This window comes from Bacillus sp. OV166 (genome assembly GCF_900177675.1).
GTDB lineage: Bacteria > Bacillota > Bacilli > Bacillales > Cytobacillaceae > Neobacillus.
In genome coordinates this window covers 4,108,064-4,128,269 of the sequence record NZ_FXWM01000001.1, presented here as the reverse complement: position 1 = coordinate 4,128,269, position 20,206 = coordinate 4,108,064, and the positions used below count along the sequence as shown (strand labels likewise).

At 37.9% G+C, this 20,206-nt stretch carries 20 protein-coding genes; 12 read left to right on the top strand and 8 right to left on the bottom strand.

What is annotated here, in order from left to right:
- Positions 1-37 precede the first annotated feature (37 nt).
- On the top strand, positions 38-919 hold the full coding sequence (locus tag CCK98_RS20320; RefSeq protein WP_142292183.1) for a nuclease domain-containing protein: 882 nt from the start codon (positions 38-40) through the stop codon (positions 917-919).
- Positions 920-1,010: 91 nt separating this feature from the next.
- Entirely contained in the window at positions 1,011-1,259 is a 249-nt protein-coding gene (locus CCK98_RS36460; RefSeq protein WP_256942420.1) for an HD domain-containing protein, read from the top strand.
- A 352-nt stretch (positions 1,260-1,611) separates the two neighbouring features.
- On the opposite strand, the gene CCK98_RS20310 is transcribed toward CCK98_RS36460, so the two are convergent.
- A complete protein-coding gene (locus CCK98_RS20310) occupies positions 1,612-1,740 on the bottom strand; it encodes a YjcZ family sporulation protein (protein ID WP_142292235.1) in 129 nt (42 codons plus the stop codon).
- A gap of 364 nt (positions 1,741-2,104) precedes the next feature.
- Between CCK98_RS20310 and CCK98_RS20305 the strand changes: the two genes are divergently transcribed.
- Positions 2,105-2,572: a DUF3291 domain-containing protein gene (locus CCK98_RS20305; protein ID WP_088088243.1), complete on the top strand. Its 468-nt coding sequence runs from the start codon at positions 2,105-2,107 to the stop codon at positions 2,570-2,572.
- 120 nt (positions 2,573-2,692) lie between these two features.
- On the opposite strand, the gene CCK98_RS20300 is transcribed toward CCK98_RS20305, so the two are convergent.
- Positions 2,693-3,457 (bottom strand): DUF3891 family protein, encoded by a 765-nt coding sequence (locus CCK98_RS20300; RefSeq protein WP_179195874.1) that lies wholly within the window; start codon positions 3,455-3,457, stop codon positions 2,693-2,695.
- A 202-nt stretch (positions 3,458-3,659) separates the two neighbouring features.
- On the opposite strand from CCK98_RS20300, the gene CCK98_RS20295 reads away from it, so the two are divergent.
- From CCK98_RS20295 to CCK98_RS20285, 3 genes are all read left to right on the top strand, one after another.
- Positions 3,660-5,027 carry a sigma-54-dependent Fis family transcriptional regulator gene (locus CCK98_RS20295; RefSeq protein WP_088088241.1) on the top strand — a complete coding sequence of 456 codons (1,368 nt, stop codon included), beginning with the start codon at positions 3,660-3,662 and terminating at the stop codon, positions 5,025-5,027.
- 95 nt (positions 5,028-5,122) lie between these two features.
- Positions 5,123-6,115, top strand: coding sequence for an agmatinase (speB, locus tag CCK98_RS20290; protein WP_088088240.1), 993 nt, complete (start codon positions 5,123-5,125; stop codon positions 6,113-6,115).
- Between the two features lie 38 nt (positions 6,116-6,153).
- Entirely contained in the window at positions 6,154-7,536 is a 1,383-nt protein-coding gene (locus tag CCK98_RS20285) for a cytosine permease (protein ID WP_088088239.1), read from the top strand.
- Positions 7,537-7,706: 170 nt separating this feature from the next.
- Here CCK98_RS20285 and CCK98_RS20280 read toward each other — a convergent pair whose 3' ends face one another.
- The 4 genes from CCK98_RS20280 to CCK98_RS20265 all read right to left on the bottom strand — a co-directional run bounded on the left by CCK98_RS20280 (position 7,707) and on the right by CCK98_RS20265 (position 11,802).
- A complete protein-coding gene (locus CCK98_RS20280; RefSeq protein WP_088088238.1) occupies positions 7,707-8,105 on the bottom strand; it encodes a DoxX family protein in 399 nt (132 codons plus the stop codon).
- A 378-nt stretch (positions 8,106-8,483) separates the two neighbouring features.
- Complete coding sequence (locus tag CCK98_RS20275) at positions 8,484-9,968, bottom strand: amidohydrolase (RefSeq protein WP_088088237.1); 1,485 nt, start codon at positions 9,966-9,968, stop codon at positions 8,484-8,486.
- 339 nt (positions 9,969-10,307) lie between these two features.
- The gene (locus CCK98_RS20270) at positions 10,308-10,694 is read right to left on the bottom strand and encodes a hypothetical protein (protein WP_088088236.1); all 387 of its coding nucleotides are present in this window, start codon (positions 10,692-10,694) and stop codon (positions 10,308-10,310) included.
- Positions 10,695-10,932: 238 nt separating this feature from the next.
- Positions 10,933-11,802 (bottom strand): SDR family oxidoreductase, encoded by an 870-nt coding sequence (locus tag CCK98_RS20265; RefSeq protein ID WP_088088235.1) that lies wholly within the window; start codon positions 11,800-11,802, stop codon positions 10,933-10,935.
- A gap of 361 nt (positions 11,803-12,163) precedes the next feature.
- Between CCK98_RS20265 and CCK98_RS20260 the strand changes: the two genes are divergently transcribed.
- Positions 12,164-12,457, top strand: coding sequence for a hypothetical protein (locus CCK98_RS20260; protein WP_088088234.1), 294 nt, complete (start codon positions 12,164-12,166; stop codon positions 12,455-12,457).
- Positions 12,458-12,835: 378 nt separating this feature from the next.
- Positions 12,836-14,584, top strand: a complete 1,749-nt coding sequence (locus CCK98_RS20255) for an AAA family ATPase (RefSeq protein WP_088088233.1) — start codon at positions 12,836-12,838, stop codon at positions 14,582-14,584.
- A 523-nt stretch (positions 14,585-15,107) separates the two neighbouring features.
- Here CCK98_RS20255 and CCK98_RS20250 read toward each other — a convergent pair.
- Together CCK98_RS20250 and CCK98_RS20245 are read right to left on the bottom strand one after the other, a co-directional pair.
- Positions 15,108-16,031, bottom strand: a complete 924-nt coding sequence (locus tag CCK98_RS20250; protein WP_088088232.1) for a DsbA family protein — start codon at positions 16,029-16,031, stop codon at positions 15,108-15,110.
- A 22-nt stretch (positions 16,032-16,053) separates the two neighbouring features.
- Positions 16,054-16,380, bottom strand: coding sequence for a helix-turn-helix domain-containing protein (locus tag CCK98_RS20245; protein WP_306298956.1), 327 nt, complete (start codon positions 16,378-16,380; stop codon positions 16,054-16,056).
- A 215-nt stretch (positions 16,381-16,595) separates the two neighbouring features.
- Between CCK98_RS20245 and CCK98_RS20240 the strand changes: the two genes are divergently transcribed.
- The 4 genes from CCK98_RS20240 (at position 16,596) to CCK98_RS20225 (ending at position 19,819) form a co-directional block, all read left to right on the top strand.
- Positions 16,596-17,591, top strand: coding sequence for a macro domain-containing protein (locus tag CCK98_RS20240; protein ID WP_088088231.1), 996 nt, complete (start codon positions 16,596-16,598; stop codon positions 17,589-17,591).
- A gap of 77 nt (positions 17,592-17,668) precedes the next feature.
- Positions 17,669-18,322, top strand: a complete 654-nt coding sequence (locus CCK98_RS20235; protein WP_088088230.1) for a vWA domain-containing protein — start codon at positions 17,669-17,671, stop codon at positions 18,320-18,322.
- 156 nt (positions 18,323-18,478) lie between these two features.
- Positions 18,479-18,847 carry a protoglobin domain-containing protein gene (locus tag CCK98_RS20230; RefSeq protein WP_088088229.1) on the top strand — a complete coding sequence of 123 codons (369 nt, stop codon included), beginning with the start codon at positions 18,479-18,481 and terminating at the stop codon, positions 18,845-18,847.
- Between the two features lie 276 nt (positions 18,848-19,123).
- Entirely contained in the window at positions 19,124-19,819 is a 696-nt protein-coding gene (locus CCK98_RS20225) for a polysaccharide deacetylase family protein (protein ID WP_088088228.1), read from the top strand.
- The last annotated feature ends 387 nt before the right edge of the window (positions 19,820-20,206 follow it).

Here is a 20,206-nt window from a genome sequence, read left to right as displayed (position 1 = left end):
GTCTGAACTAAAAAAACTTGGTGAAGTGGCTGGCAAGATGAGAGGAGCGATTCAGTGGATTAAAACGGCTCCGTGGTTTGAAAGTATTGGAACCTACCAATCTTCAGATATTCCACCTGTTATGAATAGTGACCCGAGATATCGTGCCCTTTACCAGCTTTATCGGGAACTCAAAAATGAGCAATTCCATTTACAAATCCATCAATCCTATAGCTATCAGTGGAAACGTACTGACAAGCTCTATGAAATATGGGGTTATCTTCAGTTCATAAAGACTCTTGCTGGGGGAGAATTAGGGTTTGTTCCTGAAAAAGGGTGGTTATATAGTCAGACGCTAGACGGGAACAGTCTGTTGGTCCCGACACTTCCCGCAAATACGGAGGTGGTATTTAGAAAAGATGAGCTAAGAATGCATTTAGTATATGAAGCCCTTCTGCCATCACAAAGCAGGCTTACATCCATGGAGGATCCGTTGTACACAAGAGGAACACATAACTGCCCGGATGGACGTCTAGATGTATACAGGAATGAACTATTCATCGGTACCATCATATTCGATTTTAAATACCGCCCAAGAAACTCCATCTGGAACGAGAATTTAATTGTGAATAACCAACAGAACGAGGTCATGCGGCAGTTGGTCAGTTACGGGGATCATCTCCATTCTCCCTATTTATTTGGAGATGGCAGCCATCCGTTAGTAAGCACATTGAGCCCTGTTCAAGAAGTATGGGCCATCTATCCCAACCGTTATGGAACAACTGGGAGCAAAGAATACCCTGATCATAAAGTAAGTCTAATCGAACTGACTCCAGGATTAGATCATACCTACTTTGTTGAAAAATTAAAGTTGTCGATTGATAAACTAGTGAAAAGAAGCAAGACCATCATGGAGTTCTTGGATTATATTAAAGTTTAGTGTTTTTAATGAATTGGGGATTTATAATCTTATTAAAGATAAAATAGCTGAAGGTTATGAAATTATTTATCAGATGGGGGATTTTGTAAAAATGAGCATCATTCAAAAAGCGATTAATTTTGCAGCAAAAGCACACAAAAATCAGTATAGGAAATCGACTGATATTCCCTATATCACACATCCGTTTGCAGTCGGAATGCTTTTGCAGGAAGCAAAGTGTACAGATGCGGTAGTTGCTGCAGGCATTCTTCATGACACAATTGAGGATACTCCGACCATATATGAGGAATTGACTGAAAAATTTGGGGTTCAAATAGCTAATTTGGTTCGTGCTGCATAGATCATGATAAAAACTTGCCTTGGAGCTTAAAAAAACAACATACGATTGATATGTTAAAAGATGCAAATTTAGAAGAAATCAAAGTAATCACAGCGGATAAATTACATAACTTGACAACTATCAAGGTCGATCTCGAAGCTCCATTTTGTATAGCCTTTCAGAAGAAAATGAAATGGACCGACCAAGAGCTGTATAACCAATTCAAGAGGAATGAGTCGTTTTTATAGGTTAAACATAGAAGCTTTGCTTACATGAAAGGGACATGGGATCGTACCATGTCCCTGGCTTTTGTCATCTAACTCGACAAGATCTTTATGTTTTTTTGAAGAGCTTTTAATTAGGTCTGCCCTAATTAAGAACAGAAAGCAATTGCACCGATAATGATTAATAAAATAAACAACACGATGATAATGATAAAACTTCCCCACCCACGAACATTAACACAATGTCCTTGAAAAGGAGTCGCATATCCGTAAGACATTGGAGCCTGGGGAATAGCATTAGAGTAATCACCAAGATGAGGGATTGCGTTATTATACATTCAAACACTACCTTTCAATTGTATGGAGAGTAATTAGGCTAACACCCTTTATAATATACTTAGAGATGAAATTGGAGCCCGTATATATAAAATTTAATGGGAGAGCCAGTCATCGTCCGAGTTTCGTAGATTTTTGTCGAAATAAAAAAAGTGGAGCCACCCTTCAATGAGTGTATGGAGACTACACTTTTCTTGATTAATTATCATCGTGGAAAACAACGAATGATGGTAAGTTTGTTCAACAGGAATTAGTCTAGAGTTTCTTGAATATATGTAGGTAAAAAGTGTAAAGGGAGAGATAATTATGGCTTTTGTTGCGATCTATACTGTCGGTAGACTAAAACATCCGTATGAGCATCCTGCCTCTCGTGAGTTTTTTGAGGTGGGATACGAAGTGATTCGCCAGGCTGCTAAATCAGGGCATCTTATAGAGGAGTTTTCACCTAATGGAGTGCCATTCCCTGAGGAAGTTATCCAAGGGGAGGGTGTTCCTATTCTTACACTAACGGTATGGAAAAGCCTTCAATCTTTATATCGTTTTACGTATTCAGGTCAACACAAGCAAGCCATACGAGACAGGAACAAGTGGATTGAAACTCATCAAGAGAAACAACCTACATATGTGGTGTGGTGGACGGAGAAGGTGAAGGATGTATCCTGGGGGGAGGCATTCAAGAGATACAACTATTATATTCAGCATGGACCCACTCCTTTTGCGTTTGACTATAAGCACGCATTTGATGAAGTAGGAGAGACGTTCTTGGTTAAATAGAATGAATGATTATATTCAGCCGAAACCTGTTGTAAAACCTTTAAACCTAAACGCAGATCCTAGAAAAACAATATACCGGTGGATTGCATTTTTTCGGAAAATGCTTTCCACAGGTTTCTCCTAATTAAACGCTATCTTCCTTATAGTAACAGGGGTATCCTTGTATGCCTGTAAGATGCCATGTTCCTCTATTTGGTCTTTTCTTACAGCTCTATAAGGCAGTTTTACTTCTAATTCACCTTTCAGAGGGGAGAAGGAGAGCGAAACCGTTTCTTGGTTTTTCCAATGAGCATCGATGGGTTTGTCCGTAACAAAAGGAAATAACTGTGGAAATCCATTTCGAAAAAAGGGATGTATCCTTTTATTATCTCCAGGTTCATTTAAACAAATATACAGGGAAAGATAATCACAAAATTTTAACAGATCTAAGTGGTACATTAAAGTTTCATTCTTATTTTCGTTTCCCACTATTTGCAATCCCTTTAAAAGTTGCTCCTGTCTTTGCTTTTCTTCATTCCAAAATTCCCTGACTGCTGGCTCTGTAGCATCCTGGATGAATGATGAATAGTGTAAACTGCATAAAAGTCCAGCATACCTGCTCATTTTTTCAACTTCATTCAATCCCTTTTTATAAAAAGAAATTTTAAGCACTATCGGGTAGTCGATAAAAGAGTAAGGCATCTCCGTTTTATCATTCCATACAGGAGACGTATCCAGTTCTATCCAGCCTCTGTCATGTTCTTGGATCGCCAGTTGCACTTCTTGGGTTCGTGTATGATCAAAAAAATAATCATCTTTACAGTTTCGGGCGATTTCCCCTGCAATTTTGGCGTGATCATTCTGAGTTACCATAAAATAGCTTTGTGCTCTTTCCATTATAATCATTTTCGTTAATCCTTTCTTTGCAAAACTACACCAGTTTGTATTTCTCTTGTTTTTATATTTACCACTTATCCAGCGAAATATCTGAATGTAAAATATAAATTCCCCCTTTGTATGACATAAATGGAATAAAAAAAATTTAAAATAGTTTGAATTATTAGTCATTTTTGATTATGATTAAATCAAAAATGACTAGGTGATGAAAATGAATAAAAGCTGGGATGATTCGATACTTTTAAACCATATTTTAGAACATTCTTTTGATGAAATCTTTATTGCGGATGCAACGGGAATGGTTTTATATGCAAGTCAATCTACTGAAACAGTCTTTGGTATTCCGTGTGAGCAAATCGTTAATCATAATATTTTCGAACTTGAAAAACAAGGACTTTTTTCTCCCTCTGTCATTGCAAGCGTGTTAAGAACTAACAAGGAAGTAACGCTAATTCAAGAAACAAATCATAATAGAAAACTAATCATTTCCGGATATCCGGTTTATGATCAATCAGGAATATTAATAGGCGCTACGAGTTTTTCAAGAGATATAACCGAATTTGAGTCTTTAAGAAAAGAAAATGAGCAGGTAGCAAAGGCATTACTAAAATTTCAAGAAGAAAATGAAAAATTACGAAAACAGGCGACTCAACAATTCTTTATAAGTAATGGAAAAATGGAAAAAGTATTTGAAGTTGTGTCAAAGGTAGCAGATATAAACGTTACTGTATTACTCGAGGGTGAGTCGGGGGTTGGTAAAAACCATATTGCTTATAAAATTCATCAAATGTCATCAAGAAAGGCTGAACCCTTCATTGATGTAAACTGTGGTGCAATACCTGAATCTTTATTTGAATCAGAGCTATTCGGGTACGAGGAGGGAGCTTTTACCGGGTCTAAAAAAGGGGGTAAGAAGGGGTACTTTGAAATAGCAGGAAAGGGAACTCTTTTTCTAGATGAAATTGGTGAACTGCCATTGAATCTTCAGGTAAAATTATTGTCGGTCTTGCAAAATCAAACCCTAATAAGAATTGGAGGAACAAAAAAAATTGAGGTGAATTGCAGAATTATTTGTGCTACAAATCAAAACTTAGAAAAGATGATCATGGAAAGGAAATTTAGAGAAGATCTTTATTACCGAATCAATGTCGTAAAAGTAGAGATTCCACCGCTAAGGGAACGAAAGGAAGAAATCATTCCATTAATTTACGAGATTACTGAACAATTGAATCGTAAATATCAATTGAATACATATTTCACCCCAACAATGGCTGCTTGGCTAAGCCAGCAAAATTGGCCGGGAAATGTCAGAGAATTACGAAACTATATTGAAAAGAAGATGATCACATCTAGTGGGAACGAAATAGACCTTGATTGGGGAGAAGAGGAAACTAAAAAGGATTCCTTCTCCCCGTCAACGAAAGAAATTCCCTTAAACGATTATATAGAAACACTTGAAAAGGAGTATATTGTGCGAATGTATCATAAATATCCCAGTAGCATTAAACTTGCAGAAATATTGGGAATCAGCCAATCGACTGCCAATCGGAAAATACTAAAATATGTTGAGCAAAGGTAGTCGTTTTTGACTATAACGTTCTCTTAAACGCTGTCTTTATTAGTTGGCATGAAAATTGCATTCTTTAAGTATAGAAACCTAAAGGAGGCTATTTTATGTCAAATCAAGATGAAAAGCAATTTTTGAATTTACCTTTTACTGGTATCTGCACTTTTGGAAAATATCCTGTTTGTTCAGATATTAATCAACTAGATGCGGATGTAGCCGTTATTGGAGTTCCAAATGATATGGGTACTCAATGGAAATCTGGAGCAAGAATGGGTCCAAGAGGGATTCGTGAAGGATCTACACTTTACAGTTTTGGATTAAATGGTGCTTACGATATTGAAAGAGATATTACGTATTTGGGGCCAAGATGGAAAGTAGTAGATTGCGGCGATGTGGACATGGTTCATGGAGATATGATGCAATGCCATGAAAACACAGAAGAAGCCATTAGAAAGATTGTTTCAAAAGGAGCCATGCCGGTTGTATTAGGTGGAGATCACTCCATTACCATTCCAGTTGGTAAAGCTTTAGAAGAGTTAGGACCTTTTCATGTTATTCAAATCGATGCACATTTGGATTGGGCGGATCATCGTTCCGGGCAAAGGTATGGGCATGGAAGCTGTATCCGTCGTTTATCTGAAATGGACCATGTTCAGAAGATTTTCCAATTTGGAATTCGAGGAATTTCCAGCAGTTTAAAGGAAGATGTGGATGCAGCACGAGAATATGGAAGTGTTATTTTATCACCGCGCCAAATTAGGAAAATGGGAATTGAAAGGGTGATAGAACTACTTCCAGAAGGAGAAAAATACTATATTACCCTAGATATTGATGGTTTGGATCCTTCAGTAGCACCCGGAACAGGTACCCCTTCACCAGGAGGATTTATTTACGATGAAGTAAATGAATTACTTGAAGGAATAGCTAAAAGAGGAAACGTGATTGGCTTTGATTTGGTCGAAGTAGCACCGCCATATGACCCAGCTGGAATGACCGGTCAAGTAGGTGCACGGCTTGCATTGGATTTACTCAGCTTTGTTTTAAAGGAAAAAGAAAACATAGATGAACGCAAGTTGAATAAGGAAGAAGTTCACTCCTAAGATAAGTCACCAAATAATATATTTCAGGGGGCAGATCTATGAAAATTGAGACAAGAAGTATTGAGTATATTCCAGCTAATGAACGTCATGGAAAACCAAGAGGATTGTTTGCAGTTTGGTTTGCTGCAAATATGCACATTACCACACTTGTAACAGGATCATTATGTGTCACTTTTGGCTTAAATCTTTTTTGGAGTGTTGTAGCTATTATCGTTGGTAATTTAATAGGAGCAATTTTTATGGCTTCACATTCTGCTCAAGGACCTAAACTCGGGATCCCCCAAATGATTCAAAGCCGTGCACAATTTGGTGTGATTGGAGCCGTGATTCCCTTAATTCTAGTTATTTTCATGTACTTGGGTTTTTTTGCAAGCAGTGGTTTGTTAGGTGCACAAGTACTGAGCAGTGCCTTAAACCTTAACTTAACTTTGAGTATCATTGTTCTTAATATTATCACCTTTATCGTGACAATGATTGGCCATGATCTTATTCATAAGATGCAAAAGTATTTGACATGGGTGTTCTTTATTGTTTTCATAGCTGCTACGTTTATTGTCTTCCAATTACCTGTTCCGTCTGGAAGCTGGTCTCCAGCTGAGTTCAATCTACCAATCTTTATGTTAAGTGTTAGTGTGGTAGCAACCTGGCAGATCTCATTTGCACCCTATGTCGCAGACTACTCAAGGTATTTGCCAATTGATACGAATTACTCAAAAACGTTTTGGTATACGTATGCAGGGACTGTTTTAGGCACTGTTTGGATGATGGTTTTAGGAGTTTTATTGACAACGGCCATTCCGAATTTCCTAAGTAATTCCGGCACGAATCTCGCTAATCAGTTTGGAAGTTTTTCGTTTCTTTTAATTGCTGTGATCATCCTAGGTCAGTTCTCCATCAATGTTTTTAATTTATATGGCGCCTTTATGTCAACCATATCTACTGTTGAGCCTTTTTCAAAAATAAAAGTAACCCCAAAAGTAAGAATGTTCTTTATCTTTGGAATAGGAACAGTTGGAACTTTACTGGCTATTTGGGGTCAGGGAAATTTCTTGTCCAATTTTATCAACTTTATCTTATTTATAAGTTACTTTTTAATTCCATGGACAGCTATTAACCTGATTGATTTTTACGTCCTGCGCCACGGGGAGTATAGTATTAAAGATATTTTTGATTTAAATGGAAAGTATGGAAAAGTAAACAAAATTACTGCTGTATCGTTCCTCGTTTCAATTATCGCCGAAGTTCCATTTATGAACACCTCGTTCTATGTAGGACCTGGTGCGAAAGCAATGGGGGGAGCCGATATAGCCTGGATATTAGGATTGGTGGTTCCATCAGTACTCTATTATGTAATGATGAAAAGAAAATTGAAGGAACCGTCCCAGGTACCAATCCCGTTTGAAGAGAGTAAAACTTCTTAAAATTAGTTAAGTAATGAAGTAGAAAATGGAATTATTTTTAAAGGGGTAGGGAGAGGGAAAATGTGATTCCTTTTCTATCCTTTTTTTGTTCACTAGACTTCTGAAGTACCGATTAGCTTAATTAAATCCTTACAAACGTTTGGTACTGCACCCCAAAAAACAGGGAAATCTTAGTTGGCCTTGTATAGATAAACTAGCAAAACTAACAGTACAATGTCTAAACGAGCACCAAAAGCGAATGGAAGGAAGCCAGTGTGCAGTAAAGGAACCTTTGTTAATAGAATGGCTGCGATCATAATACCAATTAAAGGTACAACTGCATTTTTAACAGCTTTATTAACCAATAATAGAATTCCGCAAACTATTTCTAGTAAAATGATAATCTTTAACATCATGTGGGAATAGGGCAATCCTAATCCAAGAAAATGATTCGCTACTTCGGTACCCATTAATTTCATAAGTGCTGAGGTAATAAAAACATAGGCAACAGTAATTCTAATAAGTTTATTTGGATATAAAATAAAAATCCCCCCTTTGTATATCTTTATGCAAGAAGAGGGACAGACCATTACAAAAAACCAACATACAGTAAAATTGATTGAAATTAAAAGGAAAAAGTTTTATGTAAGATTTTGTTGATAATATTCTGACAGCTAGGGACGGTTTAACTCTTTGTGAATGAAATGAGTGGTAACAATAATGATGTGCATGCCTATTGGCTGAGCTACTCTACTCAAAGAGACTCTTGTTTCGATGATGGAAAATGGATAGTGATGTGCGGAGAAAACGGTGTGATGGTCACATGCATGAAGGGGAAGCCACAAAAATAGTGTACAGTAAAACTCCACAGGGAGGGTTCTCATGTTATAAATTGATATGAGTGCCGATAAAAAAGGGTTAAAAGCTTGAGGATAATTCCCTCAAGCTTCGCTTTTTTGTTGAATACATCATTCACTCGTTGGTTTTTGTTGATGATAGGGAAGTGTTTTCTCTACTTCTGCTACTTGTTTATAGATTCCTTCCATATCCTTCAGATCTTTCTTGTAATCATAGGTTTTAAGCTTTTTGTTTTCTACAATCAATTTCCCATTAACGATCACATCGATTACATTTTGCGGTCCTGCTGCATACGCTAACGTTGCATATGGATCAAAGGTTGGAAAGGTATTAGGCGCATGAGTGTCTACAATAATAATATCAGCATATTTCCCAACTTCTAGTGAGCCGATTTTTTTATCCAGCCCTAGAGCTTTTGCTCCGCCAATTGTGGCAAGTTCGACAACCTTACTTGGCGGCATCACGCTTTGATCTTTGTTGACCAATTTGTGAATTCTTGCCGCATATCCGGCTGTTCCGAATACATCCATGGTGTTCGAGCTCATTGGCCCATCTGTACCCAATCCCATCTTAATCCCTGCTTTATCAATCTTAATAGCTGGTGCCACACCGGTTGCTCCTTTTGTATTCGCTATTGGATTATGGGCAATTGTGGCTCCTCTTTGTTTAATGATGTTAATGTCTTCATCATCAATATGGATGGCATGTGCAAGCATTGTATTTTCATCTAATATTCCTAAAGAATCCAAGTATTTTATAACGGAAGGATACTTTTGACCAAACTTAGTTTCTACTCTTTGTGCTTCATCAGCAAACTCTGCCGCATGAATCGCAAATGGTACCTGATATTTTTTGGCTAAATCTTTCGATGCCTTAATCATCTCAGGGCTAACTGTGTAGGGAGCATGGGCTACCACAGATGGGGTAATTAGTTCATGATTCTTATATTGTTTAATAAAGTCCTCTGCATATTTTAGTCCGCCATATGGTTCAGGAGCATCGACTGTTGGAAAGCTAATAACCGTTTCTCCAAGAACTCCTCTAATGCCAATCTTTTCTGTCGCTTTTGCTACTTCATCTTCGTGGTAATACATATCTGCATATGTCGTAACTCCGCCCATTGCCATTTCTATGACGCCATGAATGGATGCTTTATAAATAAGGTCCCTTGAAAGTAATTTTCCTTCTAGTGGAAAAAAAACATCAAATAACCGATTGCCTACTCCTTCTTCACCAATACTTCTAAACGCAACCATTGGAACATGATTATGAGTATTAATCATTCCTGGCATCACAATATTACCATTGGCATTAATGACCTTAGATGCTTTATATTGTTTTTCCAAATTTTCATCGCCAATTGCAATGATTTTCTTATCCTTTATTACAACTGTCCCTTTGACAAATGCATCCTTTTTCGCATTCATCGTTAAGATGTGCCCATTCTTAATCACAAGATCTGCCTTTTGATTATTCCCTGGGATTCTTGCTGCTTCCACACTCATCACTTTCGTATTAGGATAAAAGGATCCTATTAAAATAGATGCTGTAACCAAAACGACCATCGATAATTTATAAAGTATTCTGAGTCTCATTTCTTTCCTCCTATAAATGTACCTTAATAACCTTCAGACTATAATAAATTACCCATCATCATCCAAAATATTTATGCGTGGATACGATATAGAAAAATATAATGATCCTTTTATTTTTATAAGAGGTTGTGTTAAAGGTAATTGCTGATATTGTGACCCTGTTGATTGGAGCGGAGGGCGCGAGACTCCTGCGGGAGGCTCCACGAACCCGCCCTCGGAAAGCGAAGCGCCTGGAGCGGAAATCAACAATCTAGTTTAAAACAGCCTAATTATAAAAAACAAAAGGACTATTCGCGTAAATAGCCCTCTTGTGTAATCTATTCATTCTTTTTAAAAATCTTAATCTCGCAATCTGTCAATGACAGTACATTCCCTTGCACCTCTGCGGATTAATCGACGTGCAGCTGCTAATGGGATTTCGACAAGAACTGCTTCGTCCGTGTCGTTTTCTACATCAAACACTGCAAATGCCTCTCCATCTACAATCAAGATACAAATAAATTCTACTTCTACATCATCCGATCTCGGTACGCGGGTTCTAATTTCACAACGATGGACTCCTGCATCTAACAATGTCCTAGCCTCTTGTCGTGATATACGAATAAACACAAATTCCTCGAATGCAACATTACCTGCTTCCACTTCTATTTCTACTAAAAGAAAAAAGCGATTTCTGATTTGAACAATGCAATTTGCTCCAATTGAAATAACGTCCTCTATACTCAATAAATTTCACCTCCCTTTTTACATTAAATGTAGGAGTAAATTGGGAGGTGTGGACAAGTTGTATTAATAATGTAAATTATTTGTCTCTCTTTTTTGCTTATGGATGGGATGGTAACCACTGTTTATAAAAGGAACCGTCCTAAACTTTTAAAATATATGCTTGGAAATGGGCTATATTTCTGTTTCAGTTCTAATTCTGGAAGGGGATGTATTGCGAATCCCTTTTTATTGTATCTACCTACCCATTAATGACTTTTCCACCATTTATATGCAGAATTTGTCCAGAAACATAGGATGAATCTGAATTTGATGAAAGGTAGACATACGCAGGAGCAACCTCTTCCGGTTGTCCAGGGCGCTTCATCGGTGTATCCTGTCCAAATTTACTTACTTCTTCCGCGGTAAAAGTAGAAGGGATAAGTGGTGTCCAAATAGGTCCTGGAGCGACTCCATTTACCCTGATTCCTTTTTCGGCTAGCTGATGGGCAAGAGACCGTGTAAAGGTTGTAATTGCACCTTTAGTAGAAGAATAGTCAAGCAGCTTTGGATGTCCTTGATAGGCAGTGATAGATGTTGTATTAATAATCGCACTTCCTGGCTTAAGGTGAGGCAACGCGGATCTTGTTAAATGGAACATAGAAAAAATATTTGTCCGGAATGTCTTTTCCAGTTGTTCTGTCCCTATATCCAAAATGCTTTCTTGAGGATGCTGTTCAGCTGCATTATTCACAAGTATATCAAGTCCACCCAGCTCATCTACTGTTTGCTGTACGGCATTTTTACAGAAGGATTCATCACCGATGTCTCCAGCAATTAATAGGCATCTTCCACCTTCCTCCTCAACCAGCTGTTTGGTTACTTCGGCATCATTGCTTTCGTTTAAATAAATAATCGCAACATTTGCCCCCTCCTTTGCGAAAGCTATTGATACAGAACGTCCAATTCCACTGTCACCACCGGTAATTATGGCATTCTTTCCTTGTAGCTTGTTACTTCCTTTGTAGTTCGAATTTTCCGTATCTGGAAGTGGCTTCATATCCTTCTCAATTCCTGGTTGCTGGTTTTGTTCCTGTGCGGGTAATTTGCTTGGGTACTGTTCATTGTTCATTTGATATTACCTCCTATAAATTTGGGATGACAATACAGTACCCATTTAACAAAGTGAATAAACCATAACAATCAATCTCACAATGATTTTCATTACCCTTTGCTAGATTCAAATAGAAAGATGGAGAAAGCGGGTGTTAATTGACTTAGAGTATGGTTTTTACCAACTATCATTATGAACATCTGTACTAAAAGGAAATGCAGCAAGACTGTAGATTAACATTTATGCAGATACAGGTTAAGAATCCAAAAACCCTTTTTTTATTTAACTTCTTATTTCTGAAAATTTTGTTAATTTAACTTGTTGTCGTCTTCACCTTACATTATTACTAGCATAGTATATTGTAAGGTGGTGATGATAAATGGGCTTTACACTTTCAGACTGGATGCTCTACACAATGTGGGCTGTATTTGGACTAATGATTCTTAATTTTCTTATTGCATTCTTCCAATCTTTTTGGGCAGGCAAGTTCGATCCCACATTTGTTTTAGATTATTTAAAGGATATCGTATATATTGTTTTGCCGTTGAACATTCTAATAACCATGTTTCCAATAGATCCAACAGGATGGATTCTGATAACATTCTATTTCATAAGCGGTATAGCAGCTGTACTCAAATATTTATTGGACATTAAAAATAAATTAATTAAATAAGCAAGGTGAAGCCTTCCTACATGGAGGGCTTTTTCATTGTTTAATAGCAATATTTTGTCCATAGGAATAGGTAAATCTATCTATGCCTTTGTAGGGAAAAGGTGCCTAGATTTAAAGAACATTTTTAATAGGGATATGGAAATTATTAACAACACTTCAACAGAAAGAAATCTTAATGTCGTTCACATAAATAAGGTATGACCTGATTAGACAACGAATAAATATCAGTATGATTCTCAAGTTATTCGCCTTAAACATAATTAAAGGTGTCCGTATATGATGGACAATTGTCTTTATTAGGTGCCTGACACCTTTCTAGGCACTTTTAGGGCTAATTCCTCATATAATATTCTGAATATTCCGAAAGGTAGTGAAGCTATGAGGAAATATCAATGGGTCAAGTGGCGTAAATCGCTTCTCTGGCTTGCGGCCATCTTTTTCTTAGGAATGATTCTCTTAAGGGGAGGGCCGGCCTATTGGCAGGTAGCGTTGACTATTGTTAGTTATTTGCTGCAGTTGCTCTTTGCAATGTTGTTTATGATTATCCAGTTTGTTGCACTTTTTTGGTTCCTGGCACGGGGACGAACTTACTGGATTCTGCCTGGCGAGACTGGTTCGACTTGGGATGATTACCGAGGAAATCCCGAAATCGTTGATAATGCCAAGCGGATTGTCGTTTTGCTAAAGGGCGTCAAGGAGTTTAAGGACATGGGTGGTGAGGCGATACGAGGGTTGATGTTATGTGGGCCCCCTGGCACTGGAAAGTCCTATTTGGCACAGGTAATTGCGAACGAAGCGCAGGTTCCCTTTGCTTACGCATCGGCTCCTAGTTTTCAAAATATGTTCTTCGGTGTCGGCAACCTGAAGGTGCTGGGCCTCTATAGGAAGGCGAGGAAGCTTGCGAAAGTATACGGCGCCTGTATTATCTTTATCGACGAAATCGATGCAATCGGAATGAGTCGTTCGGCAGGAGGCGGCGGTGGTGGTATGGGTGGGATGCTGGGCATGGCGGGCATGGGTTCGGGCCTGCTTAATGAGCTGCTTCTACAGATGGACCCGCCAAATATTGATAACTCCAAGATTGCCAAATTGCTACGTTCACTTGGGTTGCGGCGCAAAAAAGCAGAACGCCCTGCAGTGCTGACAATCGGAGCAACCAATCTGCCCGATGTACTCGATCAGGCGCTGCTCCGTCCCGGCAGATTTGATCGGAAGCTTTGGGTCGATTCCCCAGATTATGATGGAAGGGTGGACGTATTCAACTATTACCTCGAAAAGGTAAAAAGGGACGCTACTCTTACACCTGAGAAGGCTGCACTTGATACGATTGGTTATAGCCCAGCACAAATCAAACACATCGTTAATGAGTCTGTTGTAATTGCACACCAACATGGTGCGCAGTTAGCAAGCTACGAGGACTTCCGGGCCGCCATGGAGACTTATGAGTGGGGACTAAAGCAGCCTCTGAGCTCTATGATGGAAGATGAGAAGCGTAATGTCGCCTACCATGAGGCCGGCCATGCAGTCGCTCAGTATCTATTGAAGCCGCACGAACGGGTTTGGAAGGTAACAATTATCCGCAGGGGCAGTGCGCTAGGTCTTGCAGCCACCAAGCCGACAGAGGAGCGGTATAATAGAAGCGATAGCGAAATCCTAGCAGAAATCCAGGTGTGTCTGGCTGCACGGGCGGTGGAAGAAGAGTTCCTCTTCAAGAAATTAAACGGAGTCACCTCCGACCTGCAGCATGCTACGCTGTTAGCTGGCGCCTACCTTGGAATGGTAGGTATGGGAGATGAGCTGTTCAGCTGGCTGGCGATAGGTTCTCGAATCGATGGACTTAGAGCGCTCCGTCCAAAAATCAACGTGTTGTTAAAAGACCAAATGCTTCAAGTAAAGAAGCTAGTAAATGAAAACGCCGACTTTGTCCATTCAATTGCAGAAGAATTGCTGAAGCGGGGCGATTTGACAGGAGAGGAAATTGAAGAAATCTACGTGCGTTTGTATGGTCAAAGTCGGCCAGAGCCGCCAAAGGTAAAAGTTATGGAGTATTTTGATTCCCCTGCGCTGGAGGCTTCTGTTATTCCAGCAGAGGATAGCGCCGATGAATCAAAAGAGTCCGATTATTAAACGGTGTTTCCTTACGATTCAAAACAGTAAATGAAAAAAATGTAGAAAATTCAAATAAAATGGAAAACGAAAAATGTTAAAAAGTTTGAGGAATCGGGAATGATAAAGTTAGTAGAAAAAACAATTGCATCTCAGATGAATATTGTTACAAAATAAGTTGTTTAAAAACTTCTTGAAACTGAACAATACTCTAATGGGGGAATGTAAAATGAAAATCCTTAAACCTGAATGGCTTTCATTAAGTAAAGAAATAAAAGTGAAGCTAATTCGTTTAGCTATATTGGAAAACCAAAGCAGATACAATAGACTTTAAAAAAGACAAAAGGCATATGCAAAAAGTACCAATTGTGTTTTTTATGTATAAGTAATCATTATCAATTGTACAAATTTAAGCACTTATTCTGTAAAAAGCTTGAAATACCACTAAAAAATGACTATCAAATTAGTTTACAATTTGATAGTCATTTTTGGTTCCATTTTTAATGTTAGCGATGGGGAACGGAACCCGTTACTGTTTTGGTGATTATTTCTTCACAAAATAGGTTTCACCTAGAATTTCCCTCACTTGAAAACTGGTTGATGAAAGTTCTTTTTCAACAAAATCGTTAATTTCTGTTTTTTCAAGATCGTACATTACCTCAATCTCTTTCGAAAATAAAAGCTTTTCTTTTTCAAGCAGGCTAGATAGCGCTGGTTGTTGTCTAGGTTGGAGAGTCTCTGAATCTAGTACTTGTTTTAGCCCTGCAACATAGTATTCTAATGGGCGAGCACCAACAATCTTCACACCTTTATTTTCCTCATTTATCATGACAATCGTTGGAAACCCTCTGGCACCTAATTTGGCAGCTAGCACGAAATCTTCATTTAATAATTGCTGTCCGCTTGGCAGCTCCGCTTCTTTTACAATTGCTTCTCCATCAAGTCCAAGATTATTCACGATTTCAACTAAAACCGATTTTTCTGCAATATTTTGATTGAATGCGAAAACCGCTTCTCTTACGCGGCGTAAAAACACACGAGCCAAAGCTTCATTTTGTTTATGAATCACTTTGAATACAATGGAAGGGGGATAGGATGAGTGAATAGGGTTGTCATACCAAAGTGTGCCATCAATTGGCATGCGTGTATATTCACCAACTTCTCTCCAGTGTCCAGCAACATCAGACGGTTTTGCGATTCCATTTGCTGGGTCGACAGGTCCATCGCCCCATTTTTCTAATAATCCTCCCATAACCGTATGGAAGGTAAAGTTATCGCCATACTGCTCTTCAAAACGACGGAGAACTGGCTCTTGTGCCCAACAGTGGGAGCAGATTGGGTCGGTGACATAATAAAGATTAATCGTTTTTTTGGGTTGATTAAAGTCAATCATTTCCATTTCCTCGTCTCCTGCGCTGCCACAAACCCCTGTTTCCAAATCGCACATCATATTATTTTTACTATTCATTTTGATCACTCCTGTTTTTTAATTAAACCTTATCTTTATTTTCAATTGCCCATTTCTGGATAGGCTGTAAGGCAGAAACAAGTGCTTGCCCTTTTTCGGTTAATTTATATGAAATCGTTACCGTTGGTGAATCTATCACTTCTTTCTTCACTAGACCATACTCTATGAGTTCAGTTAACCTCATGGATAAGACTCTGGGCGTAATATTAGAAATTTCTTGAACCATTTCTGTAAAACTGGTTGAATTGTTTTCACAAAGGGACAAATAGTGAATGATTAACCCGTTCCACTTTTTGCCTAGTATTTGGAATGAGTATTCTAAATAAGGGCAAATCTGAATAAAAACCACCTCCAAAGAGATCTAAAAACTTGATATAAAAAGTATAGCAGATATAAAAAGTATATCAAGGGCGTGCCTGTGTCACAACCCGAATTTTGTCAAACTCACATGCTTTATTAATTGAAAGACCAGTAAAAGAGTGTTAGGCACCAACTGTTAAGAATATCAAATTTTTTTCTGATATAATGAACACTATAAAAAATGGTTTGGGGAGGGGAAAACTTATGCCATTAGAAATTGTTCGCCATGATCTTATGAAGGTGGATGCGGTTGTGAATGCTGCGAATACATCGCTGAAAATGGGTGGTGGCGTATGCGGTGCTATATTTCGTGCGGCAGGTGTCAATGAGTTGCAAGAAGCATGCGATAAAATGGGGGAATGCAAGGTTGGAGAAGCCGTTTTAACAGATGGCTTTAACATGGAGGCCAAATATATCATACATACACCTGGACCTATTTGGCAGGGTGGTTCCAAACATGAAGCAGCACTGTTAAAGGCAAGTTACTATAACTCTTTGAAGTTGGCGAAAAATCATCAATGTGAGTCCATTGCATTTCCATTAATTTCGACTGGCATATATGGTTATCCAAAGGAGGAAGCATTACAAATCGCGGTTTCGACCATCGGTTCTTTTTTATTACATCATGATATGCTTGTTTATCTGGTTGTTTTTGACAAAGGTTCTTTCGGTTTAAGCAAGAAATTATTTACATCGATTCATCAATATATTGATGAGCATTATGTAGAAGAAGTAGAAATCACGTTTAATCGTAATAGAGAAGAACGATATATATTGGAACAACCGCAAGAAGTCGAATTTGTTCAGCCGGATCTGTATAAAGAAGCAGAGTATTCCTTAGTCAACCTGTTGGACCAACTCGATGAATCTTTTTCCGAGCGGCTGCTTCGTTTCATTGATGAAAAAGGAATGACGGATGTAGAGACGTATAAAAGGGCGAATATTGACCGGCGATTATTCTCCAAAATCCGAAATGAAGACGATTATACCCCGAAAAAGAAAACCACGATTGCTTTTGCCGTTGCGTTAAAATTAACTGTGGATGAAACGATGGAGCTGCTAGCTGCAGCCGGTTATACCTTGTCACGCAGCAATAAATTTGATGTGATTATTGAGTATTTTATTCAACATGCTAATTACAATATTCATGAAATCAATGAGGCTTTATTTGCTTTTGACCAGCCAATACTCGGTGCCTGAAATGTCGCTTCCCAAGCGACCATTTCGTAATGGATTAGTGTTATCCTTTGTTTATCAAAGAACGGAGGATGATATTCATGAAAAGAAATGTAACAGAATTAGTGTTTATTTTAGATAAAAGCGGCTCCATGGCAGGACTTGAGGCTGATACAATCGGTGGTTATAATGCGATGCTGAAGAAACAGCAAAAGGCTGAAGGGGAAGCCATTGTTACGACCGTATTATTTAATCACGAGTACGAATTATTCCACGACCGAATCAATGTAAGGGGCATTTCTCCTATCACTGAAGAAGATTATCAAGTAGGCGGCACCACTGCATTATTAGATACCATTGGTTTTACCATACAAAAATTCGTGAATGTACAAAAGAGAACCAGTGAGGATGAACGTGCTGAAAAAGTACTCTTCGTTATTACCACGGATGGGATGGAAAATGCCAGCCGTGAATTCACAGCCGACAAAATCAAAAAAATGGTTCAACACCAAAAGGAGAAATATGGCTGGGAATTCCTATTCCTTGGAGCCAATATCGATGCCATTTCGACTGCTGCTCGATTTGGAATCGATGAGGACTTCGCCGTTGATTACCACGCGGACAATAAAGGAACGCAATTAAATTATGAAGCGGTAAATGAAGCCGTGGTCAACCTTCGAAGTGGCAAAAAGATAGATCGAAGCTGGAAAAAAGGAATTGAAAAGGATTATAATCGCCGTTCGAAGAATGAATAATTTAATTTATATTTTGGGGACACCTGCTGTTTAGATAAACAAAGGTGTCTTTATTCTTCCAAAAGGTCTTTTTCGTGATGTAAGTCACAAATTTGGTTTATTATTTACAATATAATAATAGTAGAAACTACTCCATTCAAGAAAAAGAGGGAATTGATGATGTCCATTGCACTAGACCAGGAAAAAGTGAATGAATTGGTTGATCGCTTTTATGATAAGCTGCTAAAGGATACATACTATATTAATATGTTTAATGAAAGAAACACGGATATAGAATTGCTGAAAAATCGGCAAAGAGTATTTATCAATCGCTTAGTTTCCGAGGAATCTATTCAGGAACAAGGTGAGCAAGTATCACAGGTTAAAGAAAGACACCCATTTCAAATAGCTCCAGAAAGGGCCTCAGCATGGTTCGGCAAATTAAAAGAGACCATGGATGAAATGGACCTTGATGATAGTGTAAAAGAACATCTTAAAGAGAAAGTAGATTTTTTGTTGAATAAGATTATAAAATTAGACCAATAGTATATGGCACTTTCCGAGATTGCAGATTCTTATCGAAGTGAAGTGGTTCGGGAGAGACTTGTTAAATAATTATATGAAAAGTGTCAGTTCCCTTTTTTGAGAACTGGCACTTTTTCACATTATCGACTTAGTAAAAGGCAGATGATGATGAAATACCATTTTAATTTACTCTAGATAGTTTTAAAGTTTTACAGTAAATACCTCATCTTGGAAAGTTAGTAGATTATGTTACTATAAAAATAGACTTTAATTAAATTCGAAAGAAAGGCTGGTTTTATGAAAAAGAAGTTAATATATAGTGGAATTGGAATTTTGTTAGTGTTCCTTTTATTACTTGGAACCTATAAGTTAATGAATTCTAGAACCTTCCAGTTATTTGGTGGACTAACCGACCAAGTGGAGACCAATCAAAAGGTAGTCGCATTGACCTTTGATGATGGACCAACAAAAAATGTAGAAAAAATTCTACCCTTGTTAAAACAATACAATGTAAAAGCGACATTATTTTTAATCGGTAATGAAATTGAAAAAAATCCTGAAGAAGCTAAAAAAATTGTAAGCGGAGGGCATCAAATTGGGAATCATACATATTCTCATCAGCGGATGGTTTTTAAATTCCCTTCATATATAAAGAAGGAAATTGAAAAAACCGACGAACTAATTCGAGAATCCGGGTATAAAGGTAAAATTGATTTCCGACCTCCGAATGGAAAAAAACTCGTAGGCTTGCCTTATTATTTATATAAGAATAATAGAGATACGATCACTTGGAGTCTAGAACCAGATACTTACTACACTTCTGCCACTGACAAAGTGAGTTATGTGAAGAAACATGTGAAACCTGGTTCTATAATCTTGATACACCCAATGTATGATGATACTGGCGAAGAGCTAAATACAATTAAAGGAATATTGCAATCATTATCAAACGAGGGATATAAATTCATTACAGTTAATGAACTATTGAAATAGGTACTATCCAAAATTTTGGATGGTGCCTTTTTTAATTAATTTTGCTTTAAATTAATGAGTTACTTTTTATGCACATCCTATAAGAGTAGTCACCGCTGCTCAGGATTGGGAAATTATATCAACAGCTTGTAGAACTTGTTCGAAATACATATAAAAACTTTGAAGACCAGGGGGATGAAGGGTTGTTATATATAATGTTTAAATTTCCACGTGTAAGCCAAAGATAATGCTATCCAAGGAACATTAAGGAAATCACTTTATTTTACATACTTTGGTTCGTGATTTCAGCTACTGGTATTTGGGCATATAAAGGTGGTTAATATGTGGAATTCTATTGTTTCCTATCTTCCAGACTGGAAAGTTTTTATACAAGCTTTTAACGTGTTT

What these genes read in the sequence shown, in the direction of transcription:
- CCK98_RS20320 (WP_142292183.1), top strand. Translation starts at nt 38, where the DNA reads ATGAGAGGAGCGATTCAGTGGATTAAAACGGCTCCGTGGTTTGAAAGT.
- CCK98_RS36460 (WP_256942420.1), top strand. Translation starts at nt 1,011, where the DNA reads ATGAGCATCATTCAAAAAGCGATTAATTTTGCAGCAAAAGCACACAAA.
- CCK98_RS20310 (WP_142292235.1), bottom strand. Translation starts at nt 1,740, where the DNA reads ATGTCTTACGGATATGCGACTCCTTTTCAAGGACATTGTGTTAATGTT.
- CCK98_RS20305 (WP_088088243.1), top strand. Translation starts at nt 2,105, where the DNA reads ATGGCTTTTGTTGCGATCTATACTGTCGGTAGACTAAAACATCCGTAT.
- CCK98_RS20300 (WP_179195874.1), bottom strand. Translation starts at nt 3,457, where the DNA reads ATGATTATAATGGAAAGAGCACAAAGCTATTTTATGGTAACTCAGAAT.
- CCK98_RS20295 (WP_088088241.1), top strand. Translation starts at nt 3,660, where the DNA reads ATGAATAAAAGCTGGGATGATTCGATACTTTTAAACCATATTTTAGAA.
- speB (WP_088088240.1), top strand. Translation starts at nt 5,123, where the DNA reads ATGTCAAATCAAGATGAAAAGCAATTTTTGAATTTACCTTTTACTGGT.
- CCK98_RS20285 (WP_088088239.1), top strand. Translation starts at nt 6,154, where the DNA reads ATGAAAATTGAGACAAGAAGTATTGAGTATATTCCAGCTAATGAACGT.
- CCK98_RS20280 (WP_088088238.1), bottom strand. Translation starts at nt 8,105, where the DNA reads ATGGTCTGTCCCTCTTCTTGCATAAAGATATACAAAGGGGGGATTTTT.
- CCK98_RS20275 (WP_088088237.1), bottom strand. Translation starts at nt 9,968, where the DNA reads ATGAGACTCAGAATACTTTATAAATTATCGATGGTCGTTTTGGTTACA.
- CCK98_RS20265 (WP_088088235.1), bottom strand. Translation starts at nt 11,802, where the DNA reads ATGAACAATGAACAGTACCCAAGCAAATTACCCGCACAGGAACAAAAC.
- CCK98_RS20260 (WP_088088234.1), top strand. Translation starts at nt 12,164, where the DNA reads ATGGGCTTTACACTTTCAGACTGGATGCTCTACACAATGTGGGCTGTA.
- CCK98_RS20255 (WP_088088233.1), top strand. Translation starts at nt 12,836, where the DNA reads ATGAGGAAATATCAATGGGTCAAGTGGCGTAAATCGCTTCTCTGGCTT.
- CCK98_RS20250 (WP_088088232.1), bottom strand. Translation starts at nt 16,031, where the DNA reads ATGAATAGTAAAAATAATATGATGTGCGATTTGGAAACAGGGGTTTGT.
- CCK98_RS20240 (WP_088088231.1), top strand. Translation starts at nt 16,596, where the DNA reads ATGCCATTAGAAATTGTTCGCCATGATCTTATGAAGGTGGATGCGGTT.
- CCK98_RS20235 (WP_088088230.1), top strand. Translation starts at nt 17,669, where the DNA reads ATGAAAAGAAATGTAACAGAATTAGTGTTTATTTTAGATAAAAGCGGC.
- CCK98_RS20230 (WP_088088229.1), top strand. Translation starts at nt 18,479, where the DNA reads ATGATGTCCATTGCACTAGACCAGGAAAAAGTGAATGAATTGGTTGAT.
- CCK98_RS20225 (WP_088088228.1), top strand. Translation starts at nt 19,124, where the DNA reads ATGAAAAAGAAGTTAATATATAGTGGAATTGGAATTTTGTTAGTGTTC.